16 protein-coding genes are annotated in these 16,858 nt (G+C 46.0%); 4 read left to right on the forward strand and 12 right to left on the reverse strand.

Features of this window, described 5'->3' with window-relative positions:
• Positions 1-167: 167 nt before the first annotated feature.
• The 10 genes from AC1DCV_RS13195 to AC1DCV_RS13240 all read right to left on the reverse strand — a co-directional run bounded on the left by AC1DCV_RS13195 (position 168) and on the right by AC1DCV_RS13240 (position 8,114).
• Positions 168-827 (reverse strand): CBS domain-containing protein, encoded by a 660-nt coding sequence (locus AC1DCV_RS13195; RefSeq protein WP_331959711.1) that lies wholly within the window; start codon positions 825-827, stop codon positions 168-170.
• Between the two features lie 118 nt (positions 828-945).
• Positions 946-1,722, reverse strand: coding sequence for an alpha/beta fold hydrolase (locus AC1DCV_RS13200; RefSeq protein WP_441577773.1), 777 nt, complete (start codon positions 1,720-1,722; stop codon positions 946-948).
• 71 nt (positions 1,723-1,793) lie between these two features.
• Positions 1,794-2,336: a CvpA family protein gene (locus AC1DCV_RS13205; RefSeq protein ID WP_477023592.1), complete on the reverse strand. Its 543-nt coding sequence runs from the start codon at positions 2,334-2,336 to the stop codon at positions 1,794-1,796.
• A gap of 100 nt (positions 2,337-2,436) precedes the next feature.
• Entirely contained in the window at positions 2,437-2,889 is a 453-nt protein-coding gene (locus tag AC1DCV_RS13210) for a GatB/YqeY domain-containing protein (RefSeq protein ID WP_441577771.1), read from the reverse strand.
• Positions 2,890-2,907: 18 nt separating this feature from the next.
• A complete protein-coding gene (gldC, locus tag AC1DCV_RS13215; RefSeq protein WP_477023593.1) occupies positions 2,908-3,255 on the reverse strand; it encodes a gliding motility protein GldC in 348 nt (115 codons plus the stop codon).
• A 118-nt stretch (positions 3,256-3,373) separates the two neighbouring features.
• Positions 3,374-4,489 carry a glycosyltransferase gene (locus AC1DCV_RS13220; RefSeq protein WP_477023594.1) on the reverse strand — a complete coding sequence of 372 codons (1,116 nt, stop codon included), beginning with the start codon at positions 4,487-4,489 and terminating at the stop codon, positions 3,374-3,376.
• A gap of 76 nt (positions 4,490-4,565) precedes the next feature.
• Complete coding sequence (locus AC1DCV_RS13225) at positions 4,566-5,000, reverse strand: hypothetical protein (protein WP_477023595.1); 435 nt, start codon at positions 4,998-5,000, stop codon at positions 4,566-4,568.
• 47 nt (positions 5,001-5,047) lie between these two features.
• Positions 5,048-6,169, reverse strand: a complete 1,122-nt coding sequence (locus tag AC1DCV_RS13230) for an ABC transporter permease (protein WP_477023943.1) — start codon at positions 6,167-6,169, stop codon at positions 5,048-5,050.
• 20 nt (positions 6,170-6,189) lie between these two features.
• A complete protein-coding gene (locus AC1DCV_RS13235; protein ID WP_477023596.1) occupies positions 6,190-7,332 on the reverse strand; it encodes a glycosyltransferase in 1,143 nt (380 codons plus the stop codon).
• A gap of 5 nt (positions 7,333-7,337) precedes the next feature.
• Entirely contained in the window at positions 7,338-8,114 is a 777-nt protein-coding gene (locus tag AC1DCV_RS13240) for an alpha/beta fold hydrolase (RefSeq protein ID WP_477023597.1), read from the reverse strand.
• Positions 8,115-8,396: 282 nt separating this feature from the next.
• On the opposite strand from AC1DCV_RS13240, the gene AC1DCV_RS13245 reads away from it, so the two are divergent.
• Positions 8,397-10,190, forward strand: coding sequence for an acyl-CoA dehydrogenase family protein (locus tag AC1DCV_RS13245; protein ID WP_477023598.1), 1,794 nt, complete (start codon positions 8,397-8,399; stop codon positions 10,188-10,190).
• A gap of 159 nt (positions 10,191-10,349) precedes the next feature.
• The gene (locus AC1DCV_RS13250) at positions 10,350-12,095 is read left to right on the forward strand and encodes an N-acetylmuramoyl-L-alanine amidase (RefSeq protein WP_477023599.1); all 1,746 of its coding nucleotides are present in this window, start codon (positions 10,350-10,352) and stop codon (positions 12,093-12,095) included.
• Positions 12,096-12,218: 123 nt separating this feature from the next.
• Here the strand turns inward: AC1DCV_RS13250 and AC1DCV_RS13255 are convergent, their stop codons facing one another.
• Positions 12,219-14,435 carry a transferrin receptor-like dimerization domain-containing protein gene (locus AC1DCV_RS13255; RefSeq protein WP_477023600.1) on the reverse strand — a complete coding sequence of 739 codons (2,217 nt, stop codon included), beginning with the start codon at positions 14,433-14,435 and terminating at the stop codon, positions 12,219-12,221.
• A 235-nt stretch (positions 14,436-14,670) separates the two neighbouring features.
• Here AC1DCV_RS13255 and AC1DCV_RS13260 point away from each other — a divergent pair, with 235 nt between their 5' ends.
• Both AC1DCV_RS13260 and AC1DCV_RS13265 read left to right on the forward strand, forming a co-directional pair.
• The gene (locus tag AC1DCV_RS13260) at positions 14,671-15,015 is read left to right on the forward strand and encodes a carboxymuconolactone decarboxylase family protein (RefSeq protein ID WP_133807561.1); all 345 of its coding nucleotides are present in this window, start codon (positions 14,671-14,673) and stop codon (positions 15,013-15,015) included.
• A 64-nt stretch (positions 15,016-15,079) separates the two neighbouring features.
• On the forward strand, positions 15,080-16,120 hold the full coding sequence (locus tag AC1DCV_RS13265) for a 2-oxoacid:ferredoxin oxidoreductase subunit beta (RefSeq protein ID WP_477023601.1): 1,041 nt from the start codon (positions 15,080-15,082) through the stop codon (positions 16,118-16,120).
• Positions 16,121-16,192: 72 nt separating this feature from the next.
• On the opposite strand, the gene AC1DCV_RS13270 is transcribed toward AC1DCV_RS13265, so the two are convergent.
• Positions 16,193-16,831, reverse strand: coding sequence for a LysE family translocator (locus AC1DCV_RS13270; RefSeq protein WP_441577761.1), 639 nt, complete (start codon positions 16,829-16,831; stop codon positions 16,193-16,195).
• Positions 16,832-16,858 lie beyond the last annotated feature (27 nt).

Genomic DNA, 16,858 nt, shown 5'->3' on the forward strand with positions numbered 1-16,858 from the left:
TAAAACATGTTGACAATATCCAAATATAATGAAAAGCAGTATGCGGATTTTATCTTGCTGCTGATTAAAAAAATCAGCGAAGACAGATGTGGATATATCCACATTTATCTTCGCTAATCATTATAAATCCAACAAAATAAAATCAATGTAATCCGGCTCCGGAAAAACTACATGCTGATATAATTCATCAGCAGATCGTAATTCTTTTTGAGGAGTTCTTCTTCAGGTTCTTCCGCGAAAATGTATTTAATCACGTAGTTAAACCTTTCGAAGGTGGCCACCAATCCCTGTAATTCCTGTCTGTTTGTTTTCAATATCACTTCCAGCTTACCGGTAACCGGGTTGGTAATGGTATTTACGCTCAGCAGGGTTACATCATTTGACTCTGCTATACGGGCAATTTCACTGAGGGCGTAGTCGCGCGGATCTACTTCAAAAGAGATGATACCACCGGGTTCCTTCACCCCGTTATATCTTGCTAAAGCTGCCAGGAGGTTATCTTTGGTAATGATACCGAGGTATTCATTTTCCTTGGTAACTACCGGAAGGGCAGACAGTTTAAAATCGTAAAAAAGTTTAAGCGCTTCAAAGAGATGAGCATATTCCATGACAGCCGGGCGGGTACTTCCGTACTCCATAGATTCCAGGGGTACATCAGGGTCTTCGAGATCCATGATCTCGTCTTCCTCCACCAGGGCCAGGTATTTGCTATCTACTACCATTGGTAGTTGCGTCAGATGATATTCGTTCATCAGACGCAGCGCCTTTGCTCCTGTATCCGAAGGATGCAGAACAGGTACTGAAGATATGAGTTCTCTGGCAATCATGTGTAGCGTATTCTTACACAATAATAGGAAAGAATATGCCAACAGAAAAAGAAATTACATGTACGCGAAACCACTGCACCTTTTGGTACAGTCAGAAAGCAACCGGGAAAATACCGGTTTAACTGGCAGGATGATGTTTCAGTTTCTCCAGGAAAGCATGCAGGATTTTGTTGAATTCATCGGGTACTTCCATCATAGGAGCGTGTCCGCATTTATCAATAAACTGCAATTCAGAATTAGGTATCAGCTTTTTAAATTCTTCTCCTACCATTGGGGGCGTTACAGTATCGTTCATACCCCAGATCAGTAAGGTTGGTTGTTTGATGTCCTGCAGCTCATCGCCGAGATTGTGGCGGATGGCGGATTTTGCCAGGGTGATAATTTTAATCACTTTCAGGCGGTTGTTTACAATTTCGAACATTTCATCTACCAGCTCTTTGGTAGCGATTTTCGGATCGTAAAAAGTAAGTTCTGCTTTTTTGCGGATGTATTCATAGTCTCCGCGTTTAGGATAGGTTTCGCCCATTCCATTTTCGAACAAGCCGGAACTGCCGGTCAGGGTCAGTGATTTAATAGATGCTTCAGGGTGTTTCAGCAGGTATACCAATGCCACATGACCTCCCAGTGAATTGCCCAGCAGGTTTACATTTTTGTAGCCCCTGGTTTCAATAAACTTGTGCACATATTTGGCCAATCCCCCTACCGATGTTTCCAGGATGTTTAAATCGTACAGGGGTAACATCGGGATCACCACCTTATTATATTGCCTGAAATATTCGATCATGTGCGAGAAATTGCTCAAAGCACCAAAAAGTCCATGCAATAATACCAGCGGTTCTCCTTCTCCTTCTTCTATAAAATTAAACTTACCCTGTGTTTTGATTTCGTAATCCATTGCCAAATCTTGAAAGTCAATTTTACGCTAAAATAATTCTTTTTATTAATCTAAATAATCTTTGAAACGAGTTATCCAGGTTGGATATGATGCGCCGCCGTCTCGAAAAATGACTGCAATTGGGCAAACATATTCTTAAAAACCGGAATCACTTGTCCAATATGATCCAACACCCACGGGCCAATATTCTCAATATATGGATATACAACAGATTGCAGCTTTGTTTCGGGGCTAAGCCAGTATACCTGGTTGGCCATCCATAGCATTACACTATAAATTATTATAAATATAACGCTATACAACAGTATTCCCCCCAGTTTATTCAGCCAACCCAGCATCACCATTTCCACCAGCTTCTGTAACATCCCGGCACCCAGCCTTACCAACAGGATCACTCCCAGGAACAGGCAAATGAAACAAAGAACAGGCACCCAACGGGAATGCATATCCCAATGCTGCTGTACATACAAAGCGGTAACCGCCGATAATTTCAGGGCGGCGGCCAGTCCCAGTATGACTGCTACCAGCGAAAACAAGGCTACTATCAATCCACGGGTATACCCTCTGTAAAGGGCAAAGACCATGATAATAGCAAAAATAATGTCTATAGGCATGATAGAGCTATAAGGACGGGTCATTTTCTGACAGAAACCAGTGACCCGCCTTTCGGCCAGCACCCATTATCCTGTCAAAAAATGCCCGGCTCCTTTCAAATTATTTGCTAAGCAGTTCTTTTACCAGCGCGGAAATAGCCTTTCCATCAGCTTTGCCGGCCAGTTGTTTGGTAGCAGCGCCCATTACTTTACCCATATCAGCGGGTGAGCTGGCGCCGGTGGAGGCAATAATATCGGTAATGGCTGTACGTAATTCAGCCTCGCTCATCTGCTTGGGCAGGAAACGTTCAATAATAACCAGTTCTTCTTCTTCTTTTACTGCCAGGTCTTCACGGTTCTGTGCACGGAAAATTTCCAGGGAATCTTTTCTTTGCTTGGCCAGCTTCTGCAAAATCTTCGACTCGTCAGCTTCTGTCAGATCTCCACTTGCTCCTTCAGCAGTTTTAGCAACCAGTATAGCCGCCTTGATTGCACGGAGTGCACGCAGGTCAGCTTCCTTTTTACCCAGCATCGCAGTTTTGATTTCTGCGTTGATATTTAATTCTAATGACATATGGTAAGGTTTAATGGATTATTGTCCTTCTGCTGCCTGTTTATCCTGGAATTTCTTAAAGAAATCCTTGGCAAAAGCACGCATTTCATCGGCCTGGTCTTTATAAGGAGTGGCTCTTCCATAGGTATCGGCCATGGTCATCATAGTCTGAAAAAAGAAATCCGCCATTTCATCCACCATCATATCTTTTGTCCACAGGTCAATGCGGAGGGCCACCTTTTCAGCCGGATCCCAGAAAGATACGATCATGCCCTTGGCTTTGATCATTTTTTCGTCTTTATTATCTGTAGCGCTCCACTCTATTGACTCGGGCACCTTCTGATCGTCCAGCCCAACCTGGATCTTTATAGTAGATATCGTACTCATGATTTTCAATTAAAGCGCAAAAATAGCCATCATTTGCTGATTTTCAGACGCCGGTTTTCCGGAAACCGGAAATTGGCTGGCGTTAACAAGGCCATTCGGACATAAAATATCGTCTCTTTTATGCGGTTAAATGTGTCCACAATTGCGCTGCTGCCTGCTCCCAGCTACTGAAAGGCTTAATGGGAGGCACTTTGGCCAGCAGTCGTGTACGCAACTGCTCATCTTTATATAAAAGACTCATCTTTTCGGATAAATCGTCCAGGCTGGCCGGATCAGCATACAACACGGTATCCCCGCCTGCTTCCCGGGCCGCCGCACTATCCAATGCAATCACCGGCACTTCGCAACGGTGCGCTGCATAGATGGGCAAAGCCAATCCTTCGAACCTGGACGGATACACGAGCGCATAAGCTGCACCCGTTAACCTCGCCAGGGTATCTTCGTCTGCCGCCTCCACATTAACTACGTCCTGCCGGAACTTATAACTTTGCAAGGCAGCAGCAATATCGGCTCCTGCAGTGGTAATAGTTCCAGCCAGCACCAGCTTGATATTACTACGCTGCCGTTTCTTCAATGCCGAAAAAGCTTTCAGCACCGGGATAATATTATTTCGTGGATGCAGACTCCCTGTTACCAGGAAATATTCCGCTCCGCCGGTAAACGCTTTCTTCACTGCTTCCCGCTGCTCCCATTCCAATGGTTTGTAAAGCATGCTTAAACCGGTATCCAGTCTTGTCAGTTTATCTTTCACGGCCGGCGCATAGCGAAGTATTTCGTCCCTGCTGGTATCAGATAACGCCGCTATTCTCCTGGCACGTTCCAGGTATTTCGCGGTATTCTTCTTCAGCGCCCGCTGTTGTACGCGGGGTTGTAAACCAGCATCTCTTAAAAAGGACAGATCCCTTACCAGCAAGCCGGCAGGGATTTTACTGCGCAGGGGTAATGCGCCGTCCAGTCCCAGGAACATGTCCGGGCGGAAAGGCTTCATAGCCCGTACCAGCTGCCATTCCAGCCACCAGTAAAGATGCCAGGCTTTATTACCTTTCAGGGGCAATATTACCTTGGTCACATTTGCCGGGAAGCTTAGTCCGGTTGGTATCTCCCCATCAAAAAATAAAGTGAACTGATGACCTGGCTGTTGCCGGCACATCGCCAGTATTATTTCAGTTGCCACTCTCCCGGTATCGGCAGGCATGTCCTGTCGTAAACAAGCGGCATTAACAGCAATTTGCATAAACGATTCCTTTGTCTGCGAGCTTGCAAACCTACACAATTTTAGTTTCGGGAGAGACTGATTTTGAGATTATCGCTTATTCCGCAGACTTATTGGTAATATTAAACACCTTTGGAGACGTAACATTGGCGGTATTACCCAGGGAGGCCAGCGTAATTGTTACCGTGTATGTTTTTAACGGTTTCAGGTGCTTCAGTGTAATAGTAAAAGGCGTCGTCTTTATATCGGCAATGGCGTCCTGCCCCAACGGAATATTACCCGTTTCTGTGGCAACATTCAGCGTCACCTTTACCCCTTTATCAGGTATTTTCGAAGTGATGCTTACCTTTAAACCATAGGTACTGTCCAGGACTTGATTGTACTGACCCACCTTTATCTCCGGCAGTTCAAATGCCAGTGATTCCTCCTGCGTACTAGGCGCAGGATCGCTTCCTTTCTTCTTCTTACAGGAAGAAAAAGTTATTAGTGCAATGGCTAAAATTGCTGGGAGGTAGGTTTTCAATAATATCATCTCAAGTGTATATAGGAGTATGAAATTAGCTTTTTTTTATATGCAAATCAAATTTTACTTCGCACATCAAGAGCATCGCGCAATCCATTTCCCAATAAATTGAATGCCAGCACCAATAGCATAATAGCGATGCCAGGTGCCAGCGCCAGCAAAGGATTGTGGGTGATAATAAAGTTATAATTCTCCTTAATCATCAATCCCCAGGATGGCTGCGGTGGTTGCACCCCTACCCCCAGGAAGCTAAGCCCCGCCTCTACTACGATGGCGGTTGCGAAATTACCGGCGGCAACTACCATTACCGGCCCCATAATATTAGGTAAAATATGTTTTGCAATGATTCTTATATGGCTGTAACCCAGCGCACGGGCAGCTTCTACAAACTCCAACTCCCGGATGGCCAGCACCTGCCCGCGGATAATACGGGCTACCCCTACCCACATGGTTACCCCAACAGCAATAAATACCTGCCAGAAACCTTTGCCCAGCGCCAATGTGAGCGCAAACACCAGCAACAGCGTAGGCATGGACCATACCACATTCACCAGCCACATGACCACGTCATCGGTTCGTCCTTTGAAATAACCCGCTACCGCACCCAGTATCACACCGATGCTAAGGGATATGACAACGGCGATGCAGCCTACACCAAGACTTACACGGGTGCCTACTATCAAGCGACTTAAAATATCCCGGCCAAATTTATCGGTGCCCAGCCAATAGGTGCGGAAAAAAATGCGTTCCTTCCTGATGTTTGCCTGTAAATCGCGGGTTGAAAGCGGAGAAACCGGAGGCTTCCCATACCAGATAGTGGTGAGCGGATAAATTTCTTCCCGACTGGTAGATTCATCCACGTAGCGTTGAATGACGAGTACGCTATCCCTGAACTGCCAGGACCGTATTGGGATCCAGGTCATGTCAGATTCCGCGCCGAACAGCAATCGAGGGAAAACAGCGGTAGCCTTTACCGGCTGTTCTTTCCGAATGGCCAGCATAGTTACCTGGAATCCGGGATGCTGCCCCTCTATTTCCAATACCATCCTGTTGGCATCCGGTGTATGATCGGGTGCAATGAAATAGGCCGTTACGCTGATAAATACAGAGAGGGTAATGACCAGCAAACCAGCCACCGCACCCTTATTGCGGCGTAATCGTTTCCAGGAAGATTGCATATTTGACAAAGGAGGCGTATTTAGTTTACCTGGCGGCCCTTCCACTGATAACTACCAAACTTCCCCAGCCAGCCTGCAATTACAATATAAGGAATATGAAATATCTGCCCGGGAATAAACCATAACAGGAGTTCTGTTTTATTGAAAAACCTGGCTACGGGCAGCAGGAAATATAGTTCCAGCGTCACTTTAAATAACAGAATGATCAGGAACCAGGGCCACCACACCGGCAGAAAAAGTGCAATCACCGCCATGGCCAGCAACCCCGCATTGAAAAGATATACCAGCAATAAAACCCAGGTCAGTCTTTTATCTTCATACTTATCTGCTTTGGATGACCAGCGGATACGCTGATTCATGAAGTCTTTCAGAGTGTCTACAGCCAGGGTGCGTACAATGGCATCCTCACATTTCAGGTACATCACGCCTTCCGGATAAGCGCTATAGATTTTGTACATCAGCAGCATATCATCACCGGAAGCAATATTGTCGATCCCACCGAATCCCCCTACATCGTGAAACGCCTGCTTTTCATAAGCCAGGTTAGCACCATTGCACATAGTGCCCGACGCCAGTGCGGCCGCAGCGCCGGTAATGCCCTGCATGGTCATGAAGTCCAGCGACTGTAATCTTTTAAAGAAGTTATGTTCTTTGTAGAAGCTTACTGGTGCCGCTATAAATTTAGGTTGATGTTGCTCATAGTATTGTACCAGGGTTTCAATCCAGCGCGGCCCCATTACACAATCTGCATCTGTTGTAACTATAAGATCGCCGGTGGCCTGTGATATGGCTATTTCAATGGCCTTTTTCTTATAGGAATTAAGACGCTCCTGTTGATCCAGGTGCTGACTTAGCTCCAGCAGGTGAATATTTTCTGCCGGGTAATTACGGATAACTGCAGCCGTATCGTCTGTTGAAAAATCATCAATGATAATTACTTCCAGGAAGGTGGCATGATACGTTTGCCGGTGCAATGCTTCCAGCAGGGCCGGCAGGTTATCGGCTTCATTTCTGGCGGGGATAATCACAGTTACCTTTGTATGCCCGACAGGGTGTGCCACCGGGGAAAACTTCTTCAATCGCTTCCAGCCCAGGCTATACCAAAGCATCAGTATACCATAGCCTAAGGCCAATCCAATTACTATTATTACAAAAAAATGCATCCAGGTTAAAGATTTTCTTTGATGATGAGCCCAAGCTGCTCCGATATCAGCTGATGCCCTTTTTCCAGTACCAGAATTTTAGAGGGAAATGAATCATCCGCAAAGCGGGTACCTAATACAGGTGGAATTACACGATCATATTTCCCAAAGATCAGGAGGGTTAAAACGTGATAACGTGATAATAATTGTTTACAACGCTTTTTATCCGGCATCATATGTCGCAGATTTGTCCATACGTTATACACCAGCTCCCGCTTCTCCACCTCATTCATCCGGTGCAGCGCAAATTTATAGATGCTCTGATTCAGCAGTCCTAATTTGCGCCACGTATGCAACAGGGCAAAAAACAACTGCGGGTGATAGGTATTGTATTTAAATAATTTGTTGCCAACCGAGGTTTGAGTCACAAACATATGCCAGGGGTTATTTCTCAGTCCATCTGCTGCTGCCAGGATCAGGTGATCGATGCGATCCGCCAACTTTTCTACCAGGCATAACGATAGCCGTCCACCCATGCTGTAGCCTAACAGTGAAAATCTTTCCTTGCCCTGCTGCTGCAATACCATCTGCACCAGGGCTACCAGGTCTTCTTTCTCAAATACCCGGTTTTCGGCCCATTCGGTACTTCCGTGTAGCGGCATGTCCAGGGCCACCATGGTAAAGGTATCCCCTAAAGTGGCGATAAGCGGACGAAAATGAGCAGCACTTTCACCAAAGCCATGCAAGCAAATCAATAGTTCGCTGCCTGCACCTTCGCAGGTGCCGTGAAACCGGCTTTTCAAATATGACAGATAAAAATCAGGCATAAAAGGGGGACAATGATAGTGAATAATGCGCAAAGCGGGTAGTTAGCCGCGGAAATTGTCTGAACCAGGATTACTGATTATGCTGATTTATTTTTTGTTAAAAATTACAAGCTGCAAAGATGAGTAATCTAATTGGTTTACATTCAGTTAAAAATAAAGGAATCCAGGGAATCAGTATAATCAGTATAATCCTGGTACAGACAGATTTCCCTTTCTGCTTTTTTCAGTAAATTACAGAACTACCAAAAATTCAGTAACATGGACGCAACAGTTGAAAATAAGACTGCGCTGAAAGGCGCAGAATTCCTGGTCAAGGAAAGTGCTCCTGAGGATGTGTTTACTCCCGAAGACTTTTCGGAAGAACAGCTGATGATCAAAGACATGGCAGATCAGTTCATCAGTAAGGAGGTAACACCTATTGTTGAAAGAATAGACAAACAGGAAGAAGGTTTGATGCAATCGCTTTTGGAGAAAGCGGGTGAACAGGGTCTGTTAGGTGCTTCTTTCCCGGAAGAATACGGCGGACTGGGTAAAGATTTTGTGACAGCTACAATCATCAACGAAGGACTGGGTGCAGGTCACTCTTTCTCTGTTGCCATGGCAGCGCATACCGGTATCGGTTCCCTGCCGATCCTTTACTTTGGTACCGAAGAACAAAAACAAAAATACATTCCGAAACTCGCCAGTGGTGAAATGAAAGGCGCCTATGCCCTTACAGAACCAGATTCCGGCTCTGATGCGCTGGGAGCCAAAACCACTGCTAAACTGACGGAAGACGGCAAATACTACATTTTAAATGGCCAGAAAAGCTGGATCACCAATTCCGGTTTTGCAGATGTATTTACTGTTTTTGCAAAAATTGATGGCGACAAATTCACCGCATTCATTGTAGACAAGGGCACACCCGGATTTACACTGGGCGCGGAAGAACATAAAATGGGTATCAAAGGTTCCTCTACCCGCCAGATCTATTTCCAGGATGCAAAAATACCTGCAGAAAATGTACTGGGAGTAATTGGCAAAGGTCACCTGATAGCCTTCAACATCCTGAATATAGGCCGGTTGAAACTCTGCGCCGCCGCACTGGGCGCCTCAAAGAAGTGCATCAACACCTCCGTACAATACGCTAATACCCGTACACAGTTTAAACAACCAATCGCCAACTTCGGCGCTATCAAACATAAACTGGCGGAAATGGCGATCCGTACCTGGACGTCAGAATCAGCATTGTTCCGCACCGCTCAACTGATAGATGATAAAGAAAGAGAATTGCTGGCCGCTGGTAAACCCTTCAATGAAGCCTTATTAGGTGCCGCAGAAGAATATGCCGTAGAATGCGCCATCCTGAAAGTAAATGGTTCCGAAGTACTGGACTATGTAGTGGATGAAGGCGTACAGATTCACGGTGGTAACGGCTTCAGTGATGAATACATCATCTCAAAAGCTTATCGTGATTCCCGCATCAACCGCATCTTTGAAGGCACCAATGAAATCAACCGTCTCCTTACCATCGACATGACACTGAAACGTGCCCTGAAAGGTAAACTGGACCTGATGACACCGGCCATGAATGTGATGAAAGAACTGGTAAGCATTCCAGACTTCGGCAACGATGATGAAACTCCTTTCAGCCAGGAAAGAAAAATGATTGTCAATTTCAAGAAAGCAATACTCATGGCTGCCGGCGCCGCCGCTCAAAAGCTGATGGCAAAACTGGAAAATGAGCAGGAAATCCTCATGGATATCGCTGACATGGCCATTGAAACATTTGTGGCAGAAAGCGCCCTCCTGCGTTTAATCAAACTCACTAACAGCAAAGGCGAAAGCGCTGCTGAACTGCAGGCCGATATTGTACGTACCTTTATTTATGACGCAGCAGACCGTATCAATAAATCAGGTAAAGATGCGATCAACGGCTTCGCAGAAGGCGATGAACAACGCATGATGTTACTGGGCCTCAAACGCTTCACCAAAGCAGCTTCCTTTAATGCAAAAGATGCCCGCAGAAGAATTGCAGACAAGCTCATTGCAGATAATAAATACAGCTTTTAGCTGTTAGCCATTAGCTTTTAGTAAATGCAGCGAAGATCAACATTACATCATCTTCGCTGCATTTACTAAAAGCTAACAGCTAATGACTAAAAGCTTTTTCTCCTATTCCCCTCACCTGCTTATCTTTACACTCTTTCAAGATATTGATGACAGGTTATTATGCTATCAGCGAAGTTTTTTCCTCAGATTGTTGTTGTACTTTGTATCCCCTTTATAGCCAGCAGCCAGGCATCTCTGCGCCTCAGCCAGCCTTCAAGGGATCAAAATAATGTAAGCACCTCCAAACAGTTTATTGCCGGTCGCACCTGTATTGGCTGTACCGTCCGCATTAATAATGATACCGTACACGTATACTCCACCGGTACTTTCGCCGCTAAATATGAGCTGCCCACCGGCAGAAGCAGTTTTGCCGTTACCAGCGAAACACCTAACGGTGAAACCTACACGAAAAACATCACCTATTATTACAACCAGCCACCGGCAGCAAGTGCTACCAATGTTTTCCGCATAGACTTTATAGAGATATCACCCTCCGGGAACCTTCAGTTATCAGAAGGCGACACATTGCGGATAAGAATGAAGGGCTATCCGGGTGAAGAAGCCAGCTGGTTTAATAACGCCCCCCTCCGCGAAATGCCCACCTCCCAAACGGGTGGGGTACCCGGCTATTACGGTGGCAGCTACATCATACAACCATCCGACTCACTGCTAAATGGCAAAATAATAGTACGGTTGCGTAAGCGCAGCGGAGAAACAGCTATACTTGGCAGCCCATACCGCTACAGTGTTATGCGCAATGAAATACCACTGACCGGCCGTACCATCGACAACATGACCTATCTTACTTCCAGCCCGCATGGCGACCGCCTTGGTCCTGATAAGATTGGTTATCTTGATAAAGATGTACTACTGCACATTGTTGGCAAGCAAGGCGACTACTATAAAGTAAAGCTATCTTCCAAAACAACCGCCTTTATACCGGAGCCTTTGGTAGATACAGAAATTCCACAGGAACAACTCCCCATCAGCATTGCAGACGATGCTAAAATATGGGGCGATGACAAATACGATTACGTTTCTGTAGCCTTGTCAGACAAGTTGCCCTATACTTCCACCCAACTCGTTTCTTCTAAAAAAATCATACTGGATATACATGGTGCCTATGCAGAAAAAGGACTCAATACCCTGCTGCAAAACACCAAAGAAATTACTTCCATCGCCTGGGGACAGCCCTCCCCGGATGTTTGCCGCCTGGTAATTTCGCTGCAACATGCGCCCTGGGGGTACCAGGTATACTACGACAATAACCGCATAACGGTCAAGGTTAAACGTGTACCTGAAAAACTATCGCTGAAAAATATCGTTATCGGCATTGATCCGGGCCATGGAGGAAGCAATCCCGGTGCTACCGGTCTTACCGGTGCGGTGGAAAAAACCCTTACCCTGGCACTGTCGCTGCAACTGAAAGCAATGCTGGAAAGAGAAGGCGGTACCGTGATCATGTCGCGTTACACAGAAAAATTTGTAGCCAACGAAGACCGGTTATCGTTCTTTCGAAGAGCTAACCCCGATTTGCTACTCAGCATTCACCTGAATTCATCCGTGAATCCTGTAGATGTAAATGGTACGGCCACTTATTACAAACAACCTTTCTGCGAACCACTTAATGCCGCTATCCATGAGCGTTTACTGCAAACAGGCTTGCGTGATTTCGGGAACAATCCCGACTTTAATTTTATTCTGAATAACCCTACTGAATTTCCGGATGCACTGATAGAAACCCTGTTTCTCAGCAACCCCGGAGATGAAGAAAAGGTGCTGCAACCTGCGTTTCAGCAACAGATGGCAGAAAAGATCCTGGAAGGTGTGAAGGATTACCTGAAACAGGCTGCTGCGGGAAGATAGTAGCGGATATTGCCTTATCCGGGATTACACTGATGCTGATGATGTTGTTTAAAAGAATAGGGAAGATATACGCGGATAAATCCGTTCATATCTTCCCTATTCTTTTAAATAAAAAAGTAACAACTAGGACCCGTGGGATAGGGTATTTAAATAGTTAGACAACCTTTTGATGGCCTCCGCAGCAATGCTGATCTGCTCCTGCGCTTCCGTCCACCGGCGTTGTTCAATGGCTTCTCTCACACCGGGAATTGTTTTCACACCGTAGCCGGTATAGAAACCGGGAGCATACAAAGTATGCTTATACCATGCACGGGCAGGGAGTCCTTTTTCACTTAGCAACTGCTGTTCTGCCTGATACAGGGCTTTATTGAAAGCGGCACCTGTGAGGTTCTTTTTAGCTGCCAATGCCACGGTAGTTGTATCTAAACCAATCAATGCATTTTGCAGGGGAGAGAAATCCAGGTAAGGCACTTCAGACTTCTGTGCCGGTGGCAATAAATGCTTTGCGGTATCTGTGGTGAGCTGATATTTACGCTCACGGATCAGTTGATTATCTATAGCAGTAGATTCCCTCAGATTACCCGCCAGTTCGGTTAACTCGTTTACATATCCATTTACAGTTTCATAGAGTTTACGGAAGTCGAACGGCAGATTAACGGCATCGGCTAAACGTAATACAGTATGTCCGGCGGTTTGAGAAAGTGCCACACCATAACTGAAGCTGGGATCTTTGAAGCGGGAGTAGTCGTCGTAAGAATCGTAGATGGAGTGATATTCTCCGCCTGCGTCTTCTCCACCAAAACCCAAATCAAGAGAAGGCACACCCAGGTGCTGCAGGAAAGAGGAATAGTCGGAACCGGAGCCCATGGCGCCGATAGCAATACCTTGCTTAGCGAGTTTTTCTTTCTTTGCTTTCGGCGTAGCAGCTTTGAGCACATCCGCCGCCTGTTTGCGGGCGAGAATGCTCACCTGTGTCTGAGGGTCAGTAATATCACGGGCCACCTCATTCACCAGGGTTTCCAGCGCATGTGAGCCGCTGGCATTCAGAAAACCGCGGCCATTACCATCAGAGTTGATGTAAACAACCGCTTTTTCTTTCAGTTCAGCTGCATGGTCTTCCACCCATTCTGTAGAGCCGAGCAGGCCGGGTTCTTCGCCGTCCCAGGCGCAATATACCAGCGTGCGGCGTGGCTGATAGCCTTGTTTATGGAGTTCGCCAATGGCTTTGGCCTCTTCCAGCAGGGCAGCTAAACCGCTGATGGGATCGGCGGCACCATTTACCCAGGCATCGTGGTGGTTACCACGTATCACCCACTGGTCGGGTTGTTCACTGCCTTTCAGCTTCGCAATTACATTATTGCAGGGACGTATCTGCCAGTCGAAGGCCAGTTTCAGGTGTACCCGGGCTTTTCCACCACCAATATGATAGGTAAATGGTAAAGCGCCCCGCCATTCTTCCGGTGCTACAGGGCCTTCCAGCGCTTTCAGCAAAGGAGTGGCATCGTGATAGCTGATGGGCAATACGGGTATCTTCAACAGGTTAGGCGCCTGCTGGCGGTCCAACCGCTGGGCATCGGCAGTAGCACCTATGTTAGGAGTCAACGGGTCACCGGGATATATCACGATATCCATCACAGAACCACGTTGTACGCCATATTCATTTTTGAAAGCTCCTTTCGGATATACGTCTCCGTTATAGTAGCCATCATCTTTGGGATCGGAGTAGATGATGCATCCGGCAGCTCCGTGTTCCTGTGCTACCTTGGGCTTGCTGCCGCGCCAGGAGCGGCCGTATTTGGCGATCACTATTTTGCCTTTTACGCTGATACCGGCACGATCCAGGTATTCATAATCTTCCGGAAGGCCATAGTTAACATATACCAGCTCTCCTTCTACATCTCCGTCTGCACTCCAGGCGTTGTAGGTAGGCAGTTGTCCTTCCTGGCCGGAGGTGGCATCTTCTTTCAGGGCTGGTTCTTTCAGGAGCGCTTTGTAGGTAGTGGGTCCTTTCAGTTCCAGCAGCCTTTCCTTAGGCGTAGGGAACAGCACCTGGTAGGTCACGATTTCAGCATCCCAGCCATAGCTTTTGAAGCGCTGCAGGATGTCTTCTGCTACGGCTTTGCCTCTTGCGGAGCTAATATGATGCGGTTTGGAAGATAGTGACTGAATAGTTTGGCCTATATGGCTGCTGCTCAGCTGTTTGTCGAATTGGTTTTCCAGTTGTAATTGCTTTATGGCGGCGCTGTCGGTATATCCCAGTAGTTTCTTATCCTGCGCCTGAGTAGTCCCGCCGGCGCATAACAGAAGCGCCAGCAAACGAACAAAGTTGGTTGTAGTCATAAGTGATGCAGATCTTGTTGTTAAAGAGGGTTTATCTACTCAATATACAAATAGTCTATAATATCAATAGACTATTTTATTGGCATAAATAAACGTAATAACTTTTGGTTATGATCCATAAATACAGGTTATAGGTCAAATAGTCTACTTAGCCAGTAGATTAGTCTATATTTGTAAATCCTTTCATAGCTTTATTGTGTGAAACGATTAACGTAACAACATAAACAGCAGTTATATGGCTAATGCGATTCAGGAGTTTAACGACTACCGTGGTAAAATGAACGAAGTAATACTGGGGAAACAGAATAAAGTCATCAACCGTCTTTTTAACCTGGACACGAATACTTACGCGGAAGGCGCGCTGAGTACCAAAACCAAGGAGATGCTCGGGCTGGTGGCGTCTATGGTACTGCGCTGTGACGACTGTATCAAATATCACCTGGGTAAAGCATTTGAGCAGGGAGTGACTACGGACGAGATGTATGAAATCTTTGCAGTGGCCAATATCGTGGGTGGAACAATTGTAATTCCGCATACGCGCAGGGCAGCAGAATATTGGGAAGAATTACAGGCCCAATGATCTCAATTTACAGGTATCTATCGTAACTTTACAGACTCTATAAAATTATATTTAACTCATACTAATGTCAACAGCAACTATAGCTCCGCAGGCAGCCCTTACGGCAAAAGACTTTGCAACGGACCAGGAAGTACGCTGGTGCCCTGGCTGCGGCGACTACTCTATACTTAAGCAGGTACAAACAATTATGCCTGGCCTGGGGGTTCCCCGCGAAAATATTGTGATTGTTTCCGGTATCGGCTGTTCTTCCCGTTTCCCATACTATATGAATACCTATGGTATGCACTCGATTCATGGTCGTGCTACCGCTATTGCGTCCGGCCTGAAGGCAACCCGCCCCGAGCTGAGTGTATGGATCGTTACCGGTGATGGTGATGGCCTGTCTATTGGCGGTAACCATACTATCCACCTGCTGCGCCGTAACTTTGATGTGAACATTATGTTGTTCAATAACCAGATCTATGGTTTAACAAAAGGACAATACTCTCCTACTTCAGAAGAAAATAAAGTGACCAAATCTACCCCAATGGGTAGTATTGACCATCCGTTTAACCCAATGGCCCTGGCCCTGGGTGCAGATGCCACTTTTATTGCCCGCAGCATGGACCGCGATCCCAAGCACTTGCAGGAAATGCTGAAACGCAGCCATGCACATAAAGGCGCTTCTTTTCTGGAAATATACCAGAACTGTAACATCTTTAATGATGGCGCTTTTGAAGCATTTACAGAAAAAAGCAGCAAACTGGATGAAACCGTTTTCGTAGAACAGGGTAAACCACTGGTATTTGGTGCAACAAAAAATAAAGGTATCCGCCTGGATGGCTTAAAACCAGTTGCAGTGGAGTTGGGTGGTGAATACTCAGAAAGTGACCTGTGGATACATGATGAAAGCGATTTCTATAAGGCGCAGATACTGACCCGCATGTTTGATGATGTGCGTATTGAAGGCCACTTACCACGTCCTTTTGGTGTTTTCTATCAGGCAAACCGTCCTACTTACGAAGAAATCATGCAGTTCCAACTGACCGAAGCCCTCGAGAAAAAAGGCCCTGGCGATCTGGATAAGTTACTGGCTGGTAGCGAAACTTGGACAATCAACGGATAATAATATCTTCCTATAAAGTAAAAGCCTTCCGTTTATCACGGAAGGCTTTTTTATGCTTTGGCAATTATTTATTTAGTGTCCCAACGACCCTACGTCAAACAATACTTTATAGAGTAATACCACCCCAAAAATAATCATGCTTACCCCGGCAATACGGTTAAGCCATTCTACATTGGTAAGGGTGAGCTTATGGCGGATCTTATCAGAAACGAATACCTTAAGAATATCTGCAGATAAAACCATACTCAGACATACCCCATACATCACCACACGGTGGCTTATAGAGGTGGCGCTGTAGCCGATACACACGGGCAACCAGAAAATAACCACACCCGGATTCAGGGTGTTCATTAAAAAACCTGCCAGCCATATTTTGAGATAATCGTGCGTGCCGAACATTTCCGGTTTTTCTTCCCCGGTGCTGATCTTCACCTTCTTAAAAAGTAACCCGTAAATACCCATACAGATGAGTAATATACCGCCTACTATTCCGATAGTGTGATTGTATCCTTCCAGGCCACTGATAAAGGCGGTGGACAGATTACCAACCAGTACGAACATGATATCGCTCACAGACACGCCCAATGCGAAACTAATGCCTGCTTTAAAGCCATTATTAACACTGTATTTTATAATTGCGAATATAACCGGGCCTACCGATAATGATAGAACCAATCCCAGTCCTAATCCCGCTACAATTGCTGCTATCATGCTTATAATTTCCGTGTCACAGGTGCT

Source organism: Chitinophaga sp. 10T418 (assembly GCF_056394125.1).